The following is a 15737-nucleotide window of genomic DNA, read 5'->3' on the forward strand; positions in this document are numbered from 1 at the left end:
TGGGCCGGGTGAGCGACCAGCCGAATTGGGAAGCCGCCGTTGTCTACGCCATCCCGCTGCGCACCCGCTTTCGCGGCATCACCGTGCGCGAGGGCGTCCTGATCGAGGGGCCGCTCGGCTGGGGCGAATTCTGCCCGTTCCCCGAATACGACGACCGCGAGGCCGCGGGCTGGCTGGCCACCGCCGTCGAACAGGTCACCGTGGGCCGGCCGGAGCCGCTGCGTGATCGCATTCCGGTCAACTGCACGGTTCCGGCCGTGACCGCCGACCGGGCCCATGCCATCGTCGCCGGGTCGGGTTGCCGCACCGCCAAGGTCAAGATCGCCGACCACCCCGACTCGCTGCCCGAGGATCTGGCGCGGGTGGCCGCGGTCCGCGACGCCCTGGGCCCGGACGGCGCGATCCGCGTGGACGCCAATGCCGTCTGGGATGTGGCGACGGCCGTGGACAGCATCACCCGGATCGACCAGGCCGCAGGCGGTTTGGAATATGTCGAACAGCCCTGCCGCACAATCGAGGAACTGGCCGCCGTGCGCCGCCGCGTCGAGGTCCGCATCGCCGCCGACGAATCCATCCGCCGCGCCGAGGATCCCCTGCGCGTCGCCGTGGCCGGGGCCGCCGATATCGCGGTCCTGAAATGCACGCCCCTGGGCGGCGTGCGGCGCGCCCTGCGCGTGGCCGAGGCCGCGGGCCTGCCCTGTGTGGTCTCCTCGGCCCTGGAAACCAGTATCGGCCTGACCGCCCAGATCGCCCTGGCGGCCTCGCTACCGACTCTCGAATTCGCCTGCGGCCTGGGCACACTCGCTCTTTTCGAGGGCGATGTGGTGACCGAATCCCTGCGCCCGACCGACGGCTACCTCCCGGTACCGGCCGAACTGCCTCGACCGGATCCCGAACTGCTGCACCGCTTCCGGCATCCCGATCCCGAACGGGAGAAGTGGTGGCTCCAACGTCTGCAACGGGTGCGCTCGCTCATCTGAGGAGCTGACCCGCGGGCATGATGATGTAGGAGAAGCATCTGACCCGGGGCAGCCAGGTTTGCAGATCCGCCAGATCCACGAAGGTGATCGACCTACTGACGGTCGCCAGTCCGCGATGCAGCCGATCCCAGTGCGCCACATGATGTTCGGGCAGCGAGCCGACGATCCCGTTCGCACTGCCGTCACCCGACCAGCGCGGCGCGATATCGGCGACGAATTCGTACCACATCAGTCCGGCGTCGCGATGCGCCAGACCGCCACGGATTCCGGCGGCCGTATTCGGCGCGGCATCGAACAGCGAACCCAGCACACACGATTGCGCGGCCAGTACGCCGAGCAGCACCGCCACCGCCTCGAATTCGCCCGGCTGCCCGTCGAGTCCGAGAAAACGCGACGAGGAGGACAGGTCCCGGGTCGCCCGGATCATTCGATACAGATTGAGCATGCGCTTGGCCTCGCGAGGAGTCTCCACGAACAGGCCGAACGCGCCCAGCACCGCCAATTCCTGATCGGTGAGCGGATGCGGCGCCAGGCTCGCGAGCGGTTTCAGATGCTGGGTCGCGACCTCCGAACCGGGTTCGATCGGGATCGATGCCACGTCGTCGCTCCCGAGCCGTCCGAATCGAACCGCCGGATTACCGGACGGCCCGCCCAGCACCGGAACCGTTGTGCCCGCAAAGGATTGCAGCAATCGGCCGAGGCTGCCGGTCGACATTCGGGGCAGGATCAGCGGCACGTTGAGGATCTTCTCCAGATAGTCCTCGGGCGAATGCCAGCGCGCGTCCACGTCGGCGGTATCGTCGCCCAGCAGCAGATCGCTGTATCGACTGCGCAGTGAGCGCAGCAGCCAGCGCGGGTCGACGCCCACCACCACGATGAACAGCTCGAAGGCCAGCAGCAGATGCACCGCCTGCAGCACATCGACCACCTGCGTCGGTGAACAGCGATCGAGATCGTCGATATAGAGCACCACCCGGTCGATCGGACGCCGGGAGTCCGAGGGTTCCGGATCGGCCCGCCATTCGTTCATCAGCGTGACGAGCTGCTCGAAATCCTTGCGGATCGTAGAGACCAGGCCGAGATTGCGGGCATAGGAGTCGCCCTGGGCCCGCTCGGCGAGAAATGTGTACAGCCGCTGTCCGGGCGCGAGTTGGGCCAGTTGGCGGCCGAGTTCGCCGACGTGGGCGATGACATCGTCGAGCTGGGCCTGGGCCACGCGCTGATCGGCCTCCGCCGCATGCAGTTTCGCCAGCGTCGCCGACATCCGGTCGCTGATGGCGTGTTCGGCGGTACTGCGCATCTCGCGCTGTAGATCCTCACGCAATCGCCGCAGGCTCCGCAGCCCGGCGTGGCCGCGGCTGACCAGATACGCGATGCCGCCGAGTCCGGTCATCAGCGCCGACAGTCCCGAACCCAGGGCGAGGTAGTTCCGCATCTCGGCGGCCAGTACCGGAATCACCAGGACCAGCCCCAGCAGCGTCACGGCTCCCGCGAGCGACAGCAACCCGAGCCGCGAGGTGGACGCCTGCCGCAACATCTCGGCCTCGTCGAGTGAACCCTCGAGCTGCTGGACCAGAACCTCGGCCTGCTCCTTCTCGTCGGCGATGCCGAGCTGACGCCACAGCCGGTCGGCGCCGCGCCGGAAGGTGGCCGAATGCCGCAGCGCGTCGAGCAGATTCAGCGCGGAGCTCTCCCGGCGCTCGACCGCCTCGTCCACCTTGGCCTGCAATCGCGTGGCCGTGGCGCGGGCGTGCTCGGTGACCAGCTCGAGCTGTCGGCGCTGGTCCAGTCGCTCGGCGAGTTCGATCCGGAGCCGTTCGGCGCGATCCGGCGCCACCGCGCCGGAGCCCGCCAGCTGGCGGAAGATCTCGTCACCGAGGCTGGCCCACAGGTTGGTATCGGTGTAATGCCATGCGTTGAAACCGATTTGGACGATCTCGCGGCAGTAGCGCGGATTGGGCGATGCGGCCAGCCCCTCGACCCGCTCGCGGAGCATCCCCATGAAAAAGCTCTTACCGGAACCCCATTCGCCGAATACGCCGACCGACAGGGGCAGCGGCGTCGAATGATCGGCGATCACGGTGGCCAGCATCGAGACACAGGGCGCGAAGTCGAGCCGATCCTCGGCCAGCGGAATGCCGCGATTCGGATCGACCAGATCGCTGGACACCCCGCCCGCGAGTTCGGCCGGTTCGGCGGGCTGCTGCTCCAACGCGGCCTCGAACTCGGTCTCGATGGCCGCGGCGAAAGTGGCGTCCTCACAGACGAAGACCAGTTCGCGCACGGTTCTGGTGTGCCTGCTCCACAGCGTCTCCACGGCCGCGGGGACCAAGATCTGCGCGACGAGTTGCGCCGGTTGACCCAAGGCTCCGGTGGCCAGCAGCGGCAGCCCGACCACGAGCGCACCGGCCTCACCCGCGACCTCGAGCGAACGTCTGGTGGCGGTGCGCAGCGAACCCTCGCTCACCACACCCCGGCCGAGTTCGGCGTCTTCCACATTGACCAGCACCGCTCGACTGAGCGTCGTAGTGGAATCGGGCGGCGCGGGCAGCGGGAGAGCATAGGGCTTGTCGGCCGAGATGGCGTCGAAGGGAATCGTCTCCCAGGCGCCGCCCTCGAATTGGGTTCGCACCGCCCATCCCAGGGTGCCCAGGTCGGTGCCGACCGACACAACGAGCGTATCGATGTTCCCTGTCCACGGCTCACTCGTCACCGCGATGGAACAGCGAACGCCGACGATCGTCCCCAGCTCGACCGCACGAGACGTGCTTGTCATACTCCCCCTCCCCGACGAATGCCCAGCAGTCTAATTCCGCTGTCCCCCAGACTCATCGTTTACCTGGAAGCCTCCAGATCCGCGATGATGCGGTCGGCACGGTCGCGCACGGCCGCCGCGTAGCTGGGATGCGTCGTGACGTAGAGCTGGTCGGATTCGACCGCGGTGAGGATCATTTCGGCCGCCCGCGTCGGGGGCATGGCGGTTTTGCGCAGTTGGCTGAACATTTCGAAGATCGGCATGACCTGCTCCCACTGACGCTCGGTCAGCCCGCCCATCCATTCGGCGCCTGGGAGTTCGCGCACGCGTTCGGGGGTGAATTCGTCGATATCGTCGAGCACCCCGCGCAACAGCCGGGTATCGACCGGGCCCGGGCACACCACCGTGACGCCGATTCCCGGTGCCAGAATGGACAATTCGTCCCGCAGGGATTCCGACAGCGCGACGACCGCGTGTTTGCTCGCGGTATACGGCACGTTGAAGGGGCCGGAGGTCAGACCCGCCACCGAGGCGGTATTCACGATATGCCCGCGCCCCGCGGCCACCATGGCCGGGACGAACGCGCGGATGCCGTTGACGACGCCGCCCAGGTTCACCGCCAGTACGCGTTGCCAATCCTCGGCGCTGACCTGCCAACTCGGCCCGCCCACGCCCATACCCGCGTTGTTGAACAGCAGATCGACCGTCCCGTACCGCTCCAGCGCGGTCGCGGCCAGCCGCCCCACCTGGTCCGCGTCGGCGACATCGGTGGGCACGGCCACCGCGTCCAGCTCGCCCGCGACCTCGTTCACCCGCTCGGCCTCCAGATCCGCCAGGACCACCCGCAATCCGCGCCCGCTCAACGTGCGCGCCAGGGCCTCCCCGATTCCGTTGGCCGCCCCGGTGATCACCGCCACCTGTCCGGTCTCCAGTTTCATCGCCGCTCCCTTCGACTCACCGTCCCAACCCGTTCCCCTCGACGGTGCCATGTCGGCGGCGGTGATGACATCACCCCAGGTGAACGCCGCAGCCGAGCAGGGTGGTGCGTAGGACGAGGGCGGCCTCGGGGCCGATGACGCCGTCGACGAGTTCGACGTAGCGGGTGCAGAATTCGGGGCCGTGCGGCGCGAGCTCGGCGAGGGGTTCGAGGTGGTGGGCCAGTTCGTGCAGGACGACCAATTCCCGGAGGGCCCAGGCGGTTCCGCGGGTGTGCAGGGGGACGGCCAGGACGGCGCGTTCGGATTCGTAGTGGGCGGCGGTCGTACCGGCGCGGGATCGGATGGTGACCGGCGCGGTGGACCGGTCCCATTGGGCGCGTACCCAATTCAGGGCCAGGACGCGGTCGGCGTAGTTCTGCACCGATTCCACCGACGCGAAGCGTCGCTCGATCGGCAGGGTGATCTGCGAACCGTGCAGTTCGACCGTGCGTATTCCGGTCTCGTCGGCGCGGTCGAACATGCGCCGCACCAAACCTTCGGCGTCGTAGACGCGGGCGCGCTGGGTATCGCGCGGACTCACGAGTCCAGCTGCCCGCGGGCCGCGCCCAGTTCGGGGGACGTACCCAGGCGCGCGGCGCGACCGGCCTTGTCCCCCGCGCGGCGCGCCGCGGCGGAGTAGCTCGCCGATTCCTGTGGCCCTCGCCATGTTCCGCGCGCCTCGGAGGTGCGGCTGTAGAAGTCGTGCAGTTCGAGTTCCTTGTCGCGCAATGCCAGCGCGGTACCCGCCGCGGCCGATGGCTCGGCCTTCGCCTCGGCCTCCACGTCCGCCTTGACCTCGGCCAGGCGTTTACCGATCCGCGCGGCGAAGGCCATCTGGAAATTCAATCGCGCAGTCACAGCTGCGACAGGGGCCTGTATGCGACGTTGAACCTTTCGGCCCCAGCGGCTTTCGACGACGACCTTCTCCACCGTCGCCGAGCGATACCGACCGGATTTTATGTACTGATCCGACGCGCGCACCATCTGCACCAGCAGGCTCGTGTACAGCGCCTCGCAGGTGTCGATATCGGTATCGAAGCCGTAGGCGTAGATCTGGGTGGACGAGCGCGCCACATCGCAGCGCACATCGTTGGCGGCCGCGATCGCCACGAACAGCTGCACATAGGTGCGCAGGCCCCGCTTACCGGCCTCGCCGATCGGAATGATCCGCTGCATCGGCACGGCCCGGCGCTCACGCCCGGCGATATGGGCGCGCGCCACCGCGAGGTCGATCGACGAACGGGTCGCGAGCCGTTGCGCGGCAGCCAGAAACGCCTCGGCCTCGTGTTCGTTGTCGGTCGACTCGGCCTGGCGCAGCAGCCCGCCGATGCGGGTGAGCAGTTTGTCCTGAGTCAGCTGGGTCGACATCGGCCCCAGGATACGAGAACCGAACGACACAATTCCGCTCGAACAATGTATCTTGCCTTGTGCAACCGGGTGAGTGTGCCGGCGCTCACGGCTTACGCCTGTACTCGTTTTCGACTCTGGAGTATCGATGGCTTTGAACACGTCCCTCCTGTCCCGTGCCGCGCTGACCGTCGCCTCGGCCGCGCTGCTGACCGCGACGTTCACGAGCGCGTGTTCGAGCGGTGGCGGTACCAACCCAACCGCCGAGAACCTCGGCGGCCGCGGCCCGATCACCTATGTGGAGGGCAAGGACACCACCGAGACCGGAGCGGTCAAGCAGCTCATCGACCGGTGGAACGCCGCGCATCCCGATGAGAAGGTCACCTTCAAGGAGCAGTCCAACGACGCCTCCCAGCAGTACGACGACCTGGCCCAGCATCTGAAGGCCAAGCAGTCCGACTACGACGTGATGGCGCTGGATGTTCCGTGGACGGCCGAATTCGCCGCCAAGGGCTGGATTCAGCCGCTGAAGGATTCCTTCGCGATCGATACCTCGACGCTGCTGTCCCCGACCGTGGCCAGCGCCACTTACAAGGGCAACCTCTACGCCGCGCCGCGCAACACCAACGGCGGCCTGCTGTACTACCGCAAGGATCTGGTGCCCAACCCGCCCAAGACCTGGTCGGAGCTGCTCGGCGACTGCAATATCGCCAAGGACAAGGGCATCGGTTGCTACGCCGGGCAATTCGCGCCCTATGAGGGTCTGACCGTGAACTCCGCCGAGGTGATCAACGCCTACGGCGGCACTTTCGTCGGCCCGGACGGCAAGGCCCCGACCGTGGACAGCCCGCAGTCGCGCGCCGGTCTGCAGGTACTCGTCGACGCGTACAAGAACGGCGACATCCCCAAGGAGGCCATCTCCTTCAAGGAGCCGGAGAGCCAGAACGCCTTCGCCCAGGGCAAATTGCTGTTCCTGCGCACCTGGCCGAACTTCTTCGGGGTGGCCAACGCGGATTCGTCGGTGGTCAAGGGCGATACGGCCGTGGCGCCGCTGCCCGGTAAGGACGGCATCGGCGCGTCGACCCTCGGCGGGTACAACGCGGCCATCAGCTCCTACTCCAAGCACAAGGCCACCGCGCTGGACTTCCTGCGCTATCTGATCAGCGAGGATGCCCAGCGCATCGTCGCCGAGGGCGCCTTCCCGCCCGTGCGCGCCTCGCTCTACGACGATCCGGCCCTGATCGCGAAGTTCCCGTATCTGCCCGCGCTGAAGGATTCGATCGCCAGCGCCGTGCCGCGTCCGGTGACCCCGTACTACAACGCCGTGTCGAAGGCCATCCAGGACAACGCCTATGCTGCCCTGACCGGTAGCAAGTCGGTCGACGACGCGATCACCGGCATGAAGAAGGGCATCGAGGCCGCCGGCGCCTGAGGCGACGGTAACGCCCCCTGTCGAGTCAGCCCCGTAGGAGAGTTGAACGTGTCGGATCCTTCGGGAGCGATCGACCTCGCGCCGCCCGCCGACCCGCCGTCGCCCCGGCCCGCCCGGGGTGGACTGCGGTCCGCCCTGGACGGACCCGGCCGCGCCTGGTTGTTCGTCACCCCCGTCCTGCTGGCCCTGGCCGTGGTCATCGGATATCCGGTGGTGCGGGCGGTGTGGATGTCGTTCCAGAAGGACGCCGGAATCGACGAGGCCACCGGCATGTTCGTCGAGGGCGGCGGCGCCGGGTTCAGCAATTACACGCACTGGTTGCTGCAGCAGTGCCAGCTGCCCGACGGGACGATGGAGTCCTGTCCGACAGGTAATCTCGGCTCCCAGTTCTGGGGCGCGATCGCGATCACCCTGCTGTTCACGGTCGTGACCGTGCTGCTGGAGGCCTCGATCGGGCTGGGTATGGCCATGATCATGGGCAAGACCTTCCGTGGTCGCGCGGTACTGCGCGCCGCGGTGCTGATCCCGTGGGCCATTCCGACCGCGGTGACGGCGCGGCTGTGGGAGTTCATGTTCCAGTACGACGGGGTGATCAATCGGGTGCTCGGCACCCACATCCTGTGGCAGACCGATCCGACCTGGTCGCGGGTCGCGGTGATCGTGGCCGATGTCTGGAAGACCACCCCGTTCATGGCGCTGCTGATTCTGGCGGGGCTGCAGGTCATTCCGGGCGATGTGTACGAGGCCGCGCGGGTCGACGGCGCCTCGGCCTGGCAGCGCTTCACCCAGATCACGCTGCCGCTGCTGCGGCCCGCGCTGCTGGTGGCGGTGCTGTTCCGCACGATGGACGCGCTGCGGCTCTACGATCTGCCCGCGATCATGACGCAGGGCAATCCGAATACCCGGACCATTTCGATTCTCGTCGTCGATCAGGTGCGTCAGGGCGCCAACAGCGCCTCGGCGCTGTCCGTGATCACCTTCCTCATGATCTTCGCGGTGGCCTTCGTGCTGGTGAAGGTGTTGGGCGCCAACGCCGTCGCGACCCAGGAAGAACAGCGGAAGGCGCACTGATCATGGTGAGTACGACCCAGGCCGCGCGTATCCCGCTGACCAAACGACTCGGCTCGGCGCGGGTGTATCTCGGCGCGCTGATCATTCTGGTGTGGGGGCTCGGCCCGTTCTACTGGATGGTCGTCACGGCCTTCCGCGATCCGGCCTACGTCTTCGACAACACGCCGTGGCCGTCGCATCTGACGCTGACCAACTTCCAGAACGCCTTCGACACCAGCCGCGGCAACAACTTCGGCCGGGCGGTGGCCAACAGCGTCATCATCGGCCTGTCCACCACGGTGATCGCACTGGTGATCGGCATGATGGCGGCCTACTCGCTGGCCCGAATCCAGTTCCGCGGCAAGCGGATCGTGGCCGCGCTGGTGCTGAGCGCCTCGATGTTCCCCGTGGTGGTGCTGGTGACGCCGCTGTTCCAGCTGTTCACCGATACCGGCTGGATCGGGCACTACCAGGCGATGATCATCCCGAACATCTCCTTCGCGCTGCCGCTGACGGTGTACACGCTGTCGTCGTTCTTCTCCGAATTGCCGTGGGAGCTCGAGGAGGCCGCGCGCATCGACGGCGCCAGCCGGTTCCAGGCCTTCCGGCTGGTGATGCTGCCGCTGGCCGCACCGGCCGTATTCACCACGGCCATCCTGGCGTTCATCGCCGCGGTGAACGAATACCTGCTGTCGCGACTGCTGTCGGCCGACGCCACCGAACCGGTGACCGTCGCCATCGCCCGCTTCTCCGGTAACGATCCGCTGGTACCGCCCTATTCGGCGATCATGGCCGCGGGCACGATCGTGACCGTTCCGCTGGTGATCATGGTGCTGCTGTTCCAGCGCCGCATCATCTCCGGCCTCACCGCGGGCGGCGTCAAGAGCTGACTGTGGGTTAGGCTCTCCTGGAGCCGTTACGCAACGCAACAGCTGGTTTCGCGAGTACATGGGTAACTCGCCGGGTACGCCCAGAACTGGCGCGGCACCCAACGCAGGACCTGTGCGGACAGTCGAGGCACTTACTCGTATGGCCTGAATACGCGGGGAGGCGGGACAGTGGGCTTACGCAGGCGGCGCGATGAAGCTTCGAGTGCGCCTTATGCCTCGGTCGCCGGTTGGAACGAGCTCCCCAGTGTCACCGCCAGGCGCGAACGCGCCAAGCGCGGACGGCCGCGTCGGCGTGAGCGGCCGCCGAATCCCGAAGGTGCGCAATCCCGCCCGCCACGTACCCGCGCCCAGCGCGTTCGACGCTTGGCGCTCGCGCTGTTCCTGATCTTCGTCGCGGTGCCGTCGCTGCTGGTGGCGCTGGCGTACTGGAGTGCCGACATACCCGATCCGGCATCTGTGCAGACCGAGCAGACCGCCACCATCACCGCCGCCGACGGCGTCACCGAACTCGCCAAAGTCGTTCCGCCGGAGGGTAATCGGATCCCCGTTCCGCTGTCGGAAGTACCGCAGTGGATGCGCGATGCCATGCTCTCGGCCGAGGACCGCGACTTCTATCGCAATCCGGGCTTCTCACTCGAGGCGTTCCTGCGCGCGACCCGCGACAATGTCACCGGACGCGAGGATGCGGGCGGCGGCTCGACCATTACCCAGCAGTATGTGAAGAACGCCTTCCTCAGCTCCGAGCGCACGCTGTCGCGCAAGATGCGGGAGCTGATCATCTCGGCGAAGATGGCGCGACAGTGGAGTAAGGACGACATTCTCGCCGCCTATCTCAACACCATCTACTACGGTCGCGGCGCGTACGGCATCGCCGCGGCAGCCCAGGCGTATTTCGCCAAGCCGGTACCGCAGCTGACCCTCGCCGAGAGCGCCGTGCTGGCCGCGGTGGTGCGCACCCCGTCGATCCTGGATCCGGAAACCCATCCGGATCAGCTGAAGGCGCGCTGGAACTACGTACTCGACGGCATGGTGTCGATGGGAACCCTGCCGCCCGATCAGCGCGCGAGGGTCGAATTCCCGATCATCGCTCCGGTTGTCGTACTCGCCGACGATTCCGCGCGCAGCCCGGCCGGACTGCTCCGCACCCAGGTGCTGCGCGAATTGCGGGCATCGGGGGTCAGCGAACGCGATATCGATACCGGGGCGCTGAACATCATCACCACCATCGATCCGCGCGCCCAGCAGGCAGCGGTGGACGCGGTGCACAACACGCTGTCGAACCAGCCGCCCGAACTGCGTAGCGCCGTGGTGTCGATCGATCCGCGATCGGGTGCGGTGCGGGCCTACTACGGCGGCGAGGACGGAGTCGGCTTCGATTTCGCGCAGGCGCCGCTGCAGACCGGTTCGGCGTTCAAGACCTTCGCGGTGCTCGCCGCGCTGCAGCAGGGCATCACCATGTCGTATCCGCTCGACAGCTCCCCGGTCACGGTGAACGGGGTGAAGGTGACCAATGTGGAGGGCGAATCCTGCGGAACCTGTTCGCTGGCCGAGGCTTTCAAACGTTCGCTCAACACCAGCTTCTATCGCCTCGCCCAGGGCGTGGGCGCGCAGTCGATCGCCGACGCCGCCCATCAGGCCGGAATTCCGGAGCAGATCCCCGGCGTGCCCGGACGTTCGCTGACCGACAACGACACAGCGCCGCAGCCGTCGATCGTGCTGGGCGTGTATTCGGTGCGACCGATCGATATGGCCTCGGCCTACGCGACCATCGCCGCCTCCGGGGCCTATCACCAGCCTTATTTCGTCCAGCGCGTGGTCGCCGGGGACGGGCGGGTGCTGCTCGATCGCGGCGCGCCCGAGCAGCGTCCGTCGCAACAGCGGATCTCGGCGCGCGTCGCGGACACCACCGCACAGGCGATGCTGCCGATTGCGGCCTATTCCAACGGCCATGCGCTGGCCGGGCGTCCGTCGGCGGCGAAGACCGGGACCACGCAGCTCGGCGATACCGGCGCCAACAAGGACGCGTGGATGATCGGCTTCACGCCCTCGCTGTCGACGGCCGTGTGGATCGGCACCGAACAACCCCAGCCGATCCACACCGCGCGCGGCGCGGCCATCTACGGCGCGGGACTGCCCGCCGATATCTGGAAGCGGACCATGGACGGCGCGCTGGCGGGTACGCCGGTCGAACAGTTCGCGGCCTCGAATCAGCCCAAGGCCGATCCGGTCGGCGTCGGCCCGTTCGGGATCGCGCCCGCGCCCACGCCCCAGTCCGGCCAGGGCCCCTTCGATGTGCTGGCGCCGCCCGCGAGCCCAGCGCAACAGCCCCCGCCGCAGCCCGCCCCGATGATTGCTCCACCGCCGCCCCCGACCCGACAGGTCGAGATCTTCCCGGGTCTGAGCGTCCCGGTGCCGGGCTGACGGCGCGGTTGGGCCGACGGCGTCGTTGTGACCAACCGAATCGGCGTTCGGCGACCAACGCCCGAGACACGCCGATAGGGTGGAGCCCGGCGAGTACTAGGTGCATACCGGACCGCGGTGACGGCGGCCCACAAGGCTGAGCGGCGCGGTTGGTGCGAATTCGGGAACTTTTCAGGTGGCGTGGCCCGGACTTGTTCGATCGGGCCGATCGGCGACGACAGTGGCAGGATGCGGGAGGATGTTCGCAGAGAAAGACCAGCGAAGGGTGCGGTTACGCTGGGCGCAGAAGCGAGCGGCGGGCAGGGATCGGGCACGGCTGAGAGCAGAGTGGTTCGGCGCGCCGACGTCAGTCGCGCGACACATCACACAGCACGAGACATAGGGGCGACACCGGTGGATTTCAATGTCGTTGAGCGCCACGAGACCCTGGTGGCAGGGACGGTGCTACGCAGCCCGGCGCTGGCGGTCGAGGGGCCGCGCCGGTTGAAGGTGGAGGAGGCCTGGAAACACAATCTGGCGCGCGAGCTGCCCGGACCTCCGGCCAGCGCCTACGTCGATCACGCGCCGGAGATCGGGTCGTATCTGACCCATATCGTCGGCTATCACCTGCGGAGCCTGGACGATCTGCTGCCCGGTGATGTGCTGGCCAGGGTGCCGGCGGGCCGGTTCGCGCGGATCATCCGCAGCGGTGACAACCTGGGCGACACCATCGTGTCGGTCTGGCGCGCGGTCTGGGATCTCGAGGCGGCCGGCGCCTTGACCCGGGCTTATACGGGCGATTTCGAGCACTATCCGGACCGCAACACGGTCGAGGTGTTCGTGGCGCTCGAGGACGAGAGCGCCTCCGAGGGCAACAGGTAGGGGCTGAGAGTGGACTTCGAAATCGTCACCCTGGGCGAAGGTCTGGTCGGCGGCCTGACCGTGCCGCTGGCCGGTCGCGAGGTCACCGCGCGTGACCTGGATCTGGTGAATTTCACCTGGGACCGTTATCTGTCCCGGGAGAAGAACGTCCCCCGCGCGGCGGCCTATATCGGCCAGAACGACCACGCCGTCGCGGTGCTGGGCTACGAACTGAGCTCACTGGACGACCTCGACACCGGCGACGTGCTCACCCGGATCCCGGCGGGCCGCTACGCCAAATTCGTCGTCTCCGACAAGCCCTACGATCTGCTGCGCACCGCCTGGGCCAAGGTGGCCAAGGCCGAGAACGCGGGCACGATCACGCGGTCGCACACCGCGGAACTCGAGCGCTACACCGGGCCGACCTCGGTCGAGGTCTACGTCTCACTCGACTAGCCTCCGCGTGCCGGTGCCTCTGCAATCTCGGCTCAACGCCGAGATTGCAGAGGCACCAACTGGTTTCGCGAGGACATGGGTAACTCACCGGGTACGGGAGAGCTCAGCCACCTCTTCGCCGCCGGCCGCCGACGCCACGTGCGTGATGCCTGAGTCCGGCCAAAAAACGCGGAGAGGCGGTCAAGCCCCGATGATGAACTCCTCGAGCTGCGTGCGAGCGATATCGTCCGCGAGCTGCTTGGGCGGGGACTTCATCAGGTAGGCCGAGGCGGGCAGGATCGGGCCGCCCAGACCGCGGTCCTTGGCGATCTTGGCGGCGCGGACGGCGTCGATGATGATGCCGGCCGAGTTCGGCGAATCCCAGACCTCGAGCTTGTACTCCAGGTTCAGCGGCACATCGCCGAAGGCACGGCCCTCGAGCCGGACGTAGGCCCACTTGCGGTCGTCGAGCCAGCCGACGTGGTCGGACGGACCGATGTGCACGTCGTTGGCGCCCAGCTCCTTCTTCAGGTTGCTGGTGACAGCCTGGGTCTTGGAGATCTTCTTCGACTCCAGGCGCTCACGCTCGAGCATGTTCTTGAAGTCCATATTGCCGCCGACGTTGAGCTGCATGGTGCGATCGAGCTGCACGCCGCGGTCCTCGAACAGCTTGGCCATCACGCGGTGGGTGATGGTCGCGCCCACCTGGCTCTTGATGTCGTCGCCGACGATCGGGACGCCCGCGTCGACGAACTTCTGAGCCCACTCCGGGTCGGAGGCGATGAACACCGGCAGCGCGTTGACGAAGGCAACGCCCGCATCGATGGCGCACTGGGCGTAGAACTTGTCGGCCTCCTCCGAGCCCACCGGCAGGTAGGACACCAGAACGTCGACCTTGGCGTCCTTCAGCGCCTTGACCACGTCGACGGCCTCGGCGTCGGACAGCTCGATGGTCTGCGCGTAGTACTTGCCGATACCGTCCAGCGTCGGGCCGCGCAGCACGGTCACATCGCTCGGCGGCACGTCGGAGATCTTGATGGTGTTGTTCTCGCTGGCGAAGATCGCGTCCGACAGGTCGAATCCGACCTTCTTGGCGTCGACGTCGAACGCGGCGACGAACTTCACATCGCGGACGTGGTACGGGCCGAACTTGACGTGCATGAGGCCGGGCACGGTCGCGTTCTCGTCCGCGTCCTTGTAGTACTGCACGCCCTGGACCAGCGAGGAGGCGCAGTTGCCCACACCCACGATGGCCACGCGTATCTCGGTGGCGTTTTCAGCCGTGTTGACATCACTCATGGCCGATATTTCCCTCTTTCTGTGGTGCCGCCTTCAGTGATTGCTCCGCTGCAATCAACTCGTTGAGCCAGCGCACTTCGCGCTCGCTGGATTCCAGACCGAGCTGGTGGAGCTGGCGGGTGTAGCGATCGAGGGTCCCGCTGGCCCGTTTGATCGCCTCCCGCAGTCCTTCTCGGCGTTCCTCGACCTGCCGCCGCCTGCCTTCGAGAATCCGCATCCGGGCCTCGGCCGGGGTGCGGCTGAAGAAGGCGAGGTGAACGCCGAAACCGTCGTCGGTGTAGTTCTGCGGACCGGTGTCGGCGAGCAGTTCACCGAACCGCACCCGCCCGGTCTCGGTCAGTTGATAGACCCGCCGTGCGCGCCGCGTGACCGCTCCCAGTGGACTCTCCTCGGCGATCAGGCCGTCGGCCTGCATGCGCCGCAGGGTCGGATACAGCGACCCGTAGGAGAAGGCCCGAAATGGTCCGAGCAGACCCGTCAGCCGCTTGCGCAGCTCGTAACCGTGCATCGGAGATTCCAGGAGCAGCCCGAGAATCGCCAGCTCGAGCACGGGCCACACCTCCTGACTGTGCTCTGCAGATCTAACTTGTGGATGCAGTTCCAAACTATATCGCGCCGATATATTTGTCGATAGCCCCACAGGTTCCTCACATGTCCAGCACGAAGACGCCACAGCGATGGTCAGAGGGGGCCGCTACTCTGGTTCTCGTGCGAATTCAGCGGCAGGTAGTGGACTATGCGCTTCGGCGCCGGTCGCTGCTGGCCGACGTGTACGCGGGACGGGTGAATGTCGCGGAGGTGTGCGACGCGAATCCGTATCTGCTGCGGGCGGCCAAATTTCATGGGCGCGGGAGTGAGGTCACATGCCCTATCTGCCGGAAGGAGCAGCTCACTCTCGTATCGTGGGTCTACGGCGAGGGGCTGGGACCTGTCGCGGGTTCGGCCCGCGCGCCCGAGGAGCTGATCCGGCTGGCCGAGTCCCGCGAGGAATTCACGGTGCACGTCGTGGAGGTGTGCCGTACCTGCAGCTGGAATCATCTGGTGCAGTCCTATGTGCTGGGTCGCGCTCCGACGCCGTCGCGACGCCGTACCGGCACGCGACGGACCGCCGCCGAATGACGGGCCTCGTCCGCTGACATGCGGAGTACAGACGCGCCCGCGCGGTCGACAGACCGCGACCAGGACCGTATCGAGTTATGGAGATCCAGGCTGTGACTTCGCCCTACGACGATGGACCGAACGGCGACCGCCGACCGCGCGGCTCGCGACCGGGGCCCGGCGGCTATCCGCCGCCCCGCCCGGGCGGCCCAC

14 protein-coding genes are annotated in these 15737 nt (G+C 67.3%); 8 read left to right on the plus strand and 6 right to left on the minus strand.

The genetic code is table 11. The annotated features are described in order from the left end of the window. The first annotated feature begins 8 nt into the window (after window positions 1-8). A complete protein-coding gene (locus tag NP4_RS25055; RefSeq protein ID WP_068002456.1) occupies window positions 9-980 on the plus strand; it encodes an o-succinylbenzoate synthase in 972 nt (323 codons plus the stop codon). Here NP4_RS25055 and NP4_RS25060 read toward each other — a convergent pair. The 4 genes from NP4_RS25060 to NP4_RS25075 form a co-directional block, all read right to left on the minus strand. Next, on the minus strand, window positions 973-3756 hold the full coding sequence (locus tag NP4_RS25060) for a P-loop NTPase fold protein (RefSeq protein ID WP_082876204.1): 2784 nt from the start codon (window positions 3754-3756) through the stop codon (window positions 973-975). The two genes, NP4_RS25055 and NP4_RS25060, sit on opposite strands and share 8 nt — an antisense overlap. A 59-nt stretch (window positions 3757-3815) precedes the next feature. Then, window positions 3816-4673, minus strand: a complete 858-nt coding sequence (locus NP4_RS25065; RefSeq protein ID WP_068002460.1) for an SDR family oxidoreductase — start codon at window positions 4671-4673, stop codon at window positions 3816-3818. Between the two features lie 70 nt (window positions 4674-4743). Next, window positions 4744-5253: a TIGR04338 family metallohydrolase gene (locus tag NP4_RS25070; protein WP_068002465.1), complete on the minus strand. Its 510-nt coding sequence runs from the start codon at window positions 5251-5253 to the stop codon at window positions 4744-4746. Further along, window positions 5250-6068, minus strand: a complete 819-nt coding sequence (locus NP4_RS25075) for a DUF2786 domain-containing protein (protein ID WP_068002562.1) — start codon at window positions 6066-6068, stop codon at window positions 5250-5252. The genes NP4_RS25070 and NP4_RS25075 overlap by 4 nt, the downstream gene beginning before the upstream one ends. 139 nt (window positions 6069-6207) lie before the next feature. Between NP4_RS25075 and NP4_RS25080 the strand changes: the two genes are divergently transcribed. The 6 genes from NP4_RS25080 (at window position 6208) to NP4_RS25105 (ending at window position 13148) form a co-directional block, all read left to right on the plus strand. Continuing rightward, the gene (locus tag NP4_RS25080) at window positions 6208-7491 is read left to right on the plus strand and encodes an ABC transporter substrate-binding protein (RefSeq protein WP_068002468.1); all 1284 of its coding nucleotides are present in this window, start codon (window positions 6208-6210) and stop codon (window positions 7489-7491) included. Window positions 7492-7539: 48 nt separating this feature from the next. Beyond that, on the plus strand, window positions 7540-8562 hold the full coding sequence (locus tag NP4_RS25085) for a carbohydrate ABC transporter permease (RefSeq protein WP_082876210.1): 1023 nt from the start codon (window positions 7540-7542) through the stop codon (window positions 8560-8562). 2 nt (window positions 8563-8564) lie between these two features. Continuing rightward, the gene (locus NP4_RS25090) at window positions 8565-9431 is read left to right on the plus strand and encodes a carbohydrate ABC transporter permease (protein WP_068002472.1); all 867 of its coding nucleotides are present in this window, start codon (window positions 8565-8567) and stop codon (window positions 9429-9431) included. Window positions 9432-9599: 168 nt separating this feature from the next. Beyond that, window positions 9600-11852: a transglycosylase domain-containing protein gene (locus tag NP4_RS25095; RefSeq protein WP_068002474.1), complete on the plus strand. Its 2253-nt coding sequence runs from the start codon at window positions 9600-9602 to the stop codon at window positions 11850-11852. A gap of 393 nt (window positions 11853-12245) precedes the next feature. Next, entirely contained in the window at window positions 12246-12713 is a 468-nt protein-coding gene (locus tag NP4_RS25100; protein WP_068002477.1) for a GyrI-like domain-containing protein, read from the plus strand. 9 nt (window positions 12714-12722) lie between these two features. Then, window positions 12723-13148: a GyrI-like domain-containing protein gene (locus NP4_RS25105; protein WP_068002479.1), complete on the plus strand. Its 426-nt coding sequence runs from the start codon at window positions 12723-12725 to the stop codon at window positions 13146-13148. Window positions 13149-13328: 180 nt separating this feature from the next. On the opposite strand, the gene NP4_RS25110 is transcribed toward NP4_RS25105, so the two are convergent. Next, window positions 13329-14426, minus strand: coding sequence for an inositol-3-phosphate synthase (locus NP4_RS25110; protein WP_068002482.1), 1098 nt, complete (start codon window positions 14424-14426; stop codon window positions 13329-13331). After that, window positions 14419-14976, minus strand: coding sequence for a PadR family transcriptional regulator (locus NP4_RS25115; RefSeq protein ID WP_062510931.1), 558 nt, complete (start codon window positions 14974-14976; stop codon window positions 14419-14421). Before NP4_RS25115 ends, NP4_RS25110 begins: the two co-directional genes overlap by 8 nt. Before the next feature lie 101 nt (window positions 14977-15077). Here NP4_RS25115 and NP4_RS25120 point away from each other — a divergent pair, with 101 nt between their 5' ends. Next, window positions 15078-15545, plus strand: a complete 468-nt coding sequence (locus NP4_RS25120) for a DUF5318 domain-containing protein (RefSeq protein ID WP_169813803.1) — start codon at window positions 15078-15080, stop codon at window positions 15543-15545. The last annotated feature ends 192 nt before the right edge of the window (window positions 15546-15737 follow it).

Source organism: Nocardia pseudobrasiliensis NBRC 108224 (assembly GCF_001613105.1).
GTDB classification, from domain to species: Bacteria; Actinomycetota; Actinomycetes; order Mycobacteriales; family Mycobacteriaceae; genus Nocardia; species Nocardia pseudobrasiliensis.

Bases quoted from the DNA above. Each gene is read 5' to 3' on its own strand.
- NP4_RS25060 (WP_082876204.1), bottom strand. From the start codon at position 3,756: ATGACAAGCACGTCTCGTGCGGTCGAGCTGGGGACGATCGTCGGCGTT.
- NP4_RS25065 (WP_068002460.1), bottom strand. From the start codon at position 4,673: ATGAAACTGGAGACCGGACAGGTGGCGGTGATCACCGGGGCGGCCAAC.
- NP4_RS25080 (WP_068002468.1), top strand. From the start codon at position 6,208: ATGGCTTTGAACACGTCCCTCCTGTCCCGTGCCGCGCTGACCGTCGCC.
- NP4_RS25090 (WP_068002472.1), top strand. From the start codon at position 8,565: ATGGTGAGTACGACCCAGGCCGCGCGTATCCCGCTGACCAAACGACTC.
- NP4_RS25110 (WP_068002482.1), bottom strand. From the start codon at position 14,426: ATGAGTGATGTCAACACGGCTGAAAACGCCACCGAGATACGCGTGGCC.
- NP4_RS25120 (WP_169813803.1), top strand. From the start codon at position 15,078: ATGTCCAGCACGAAGACGCCACAGCGATGGTCAGAGGGGGCCGCTACT.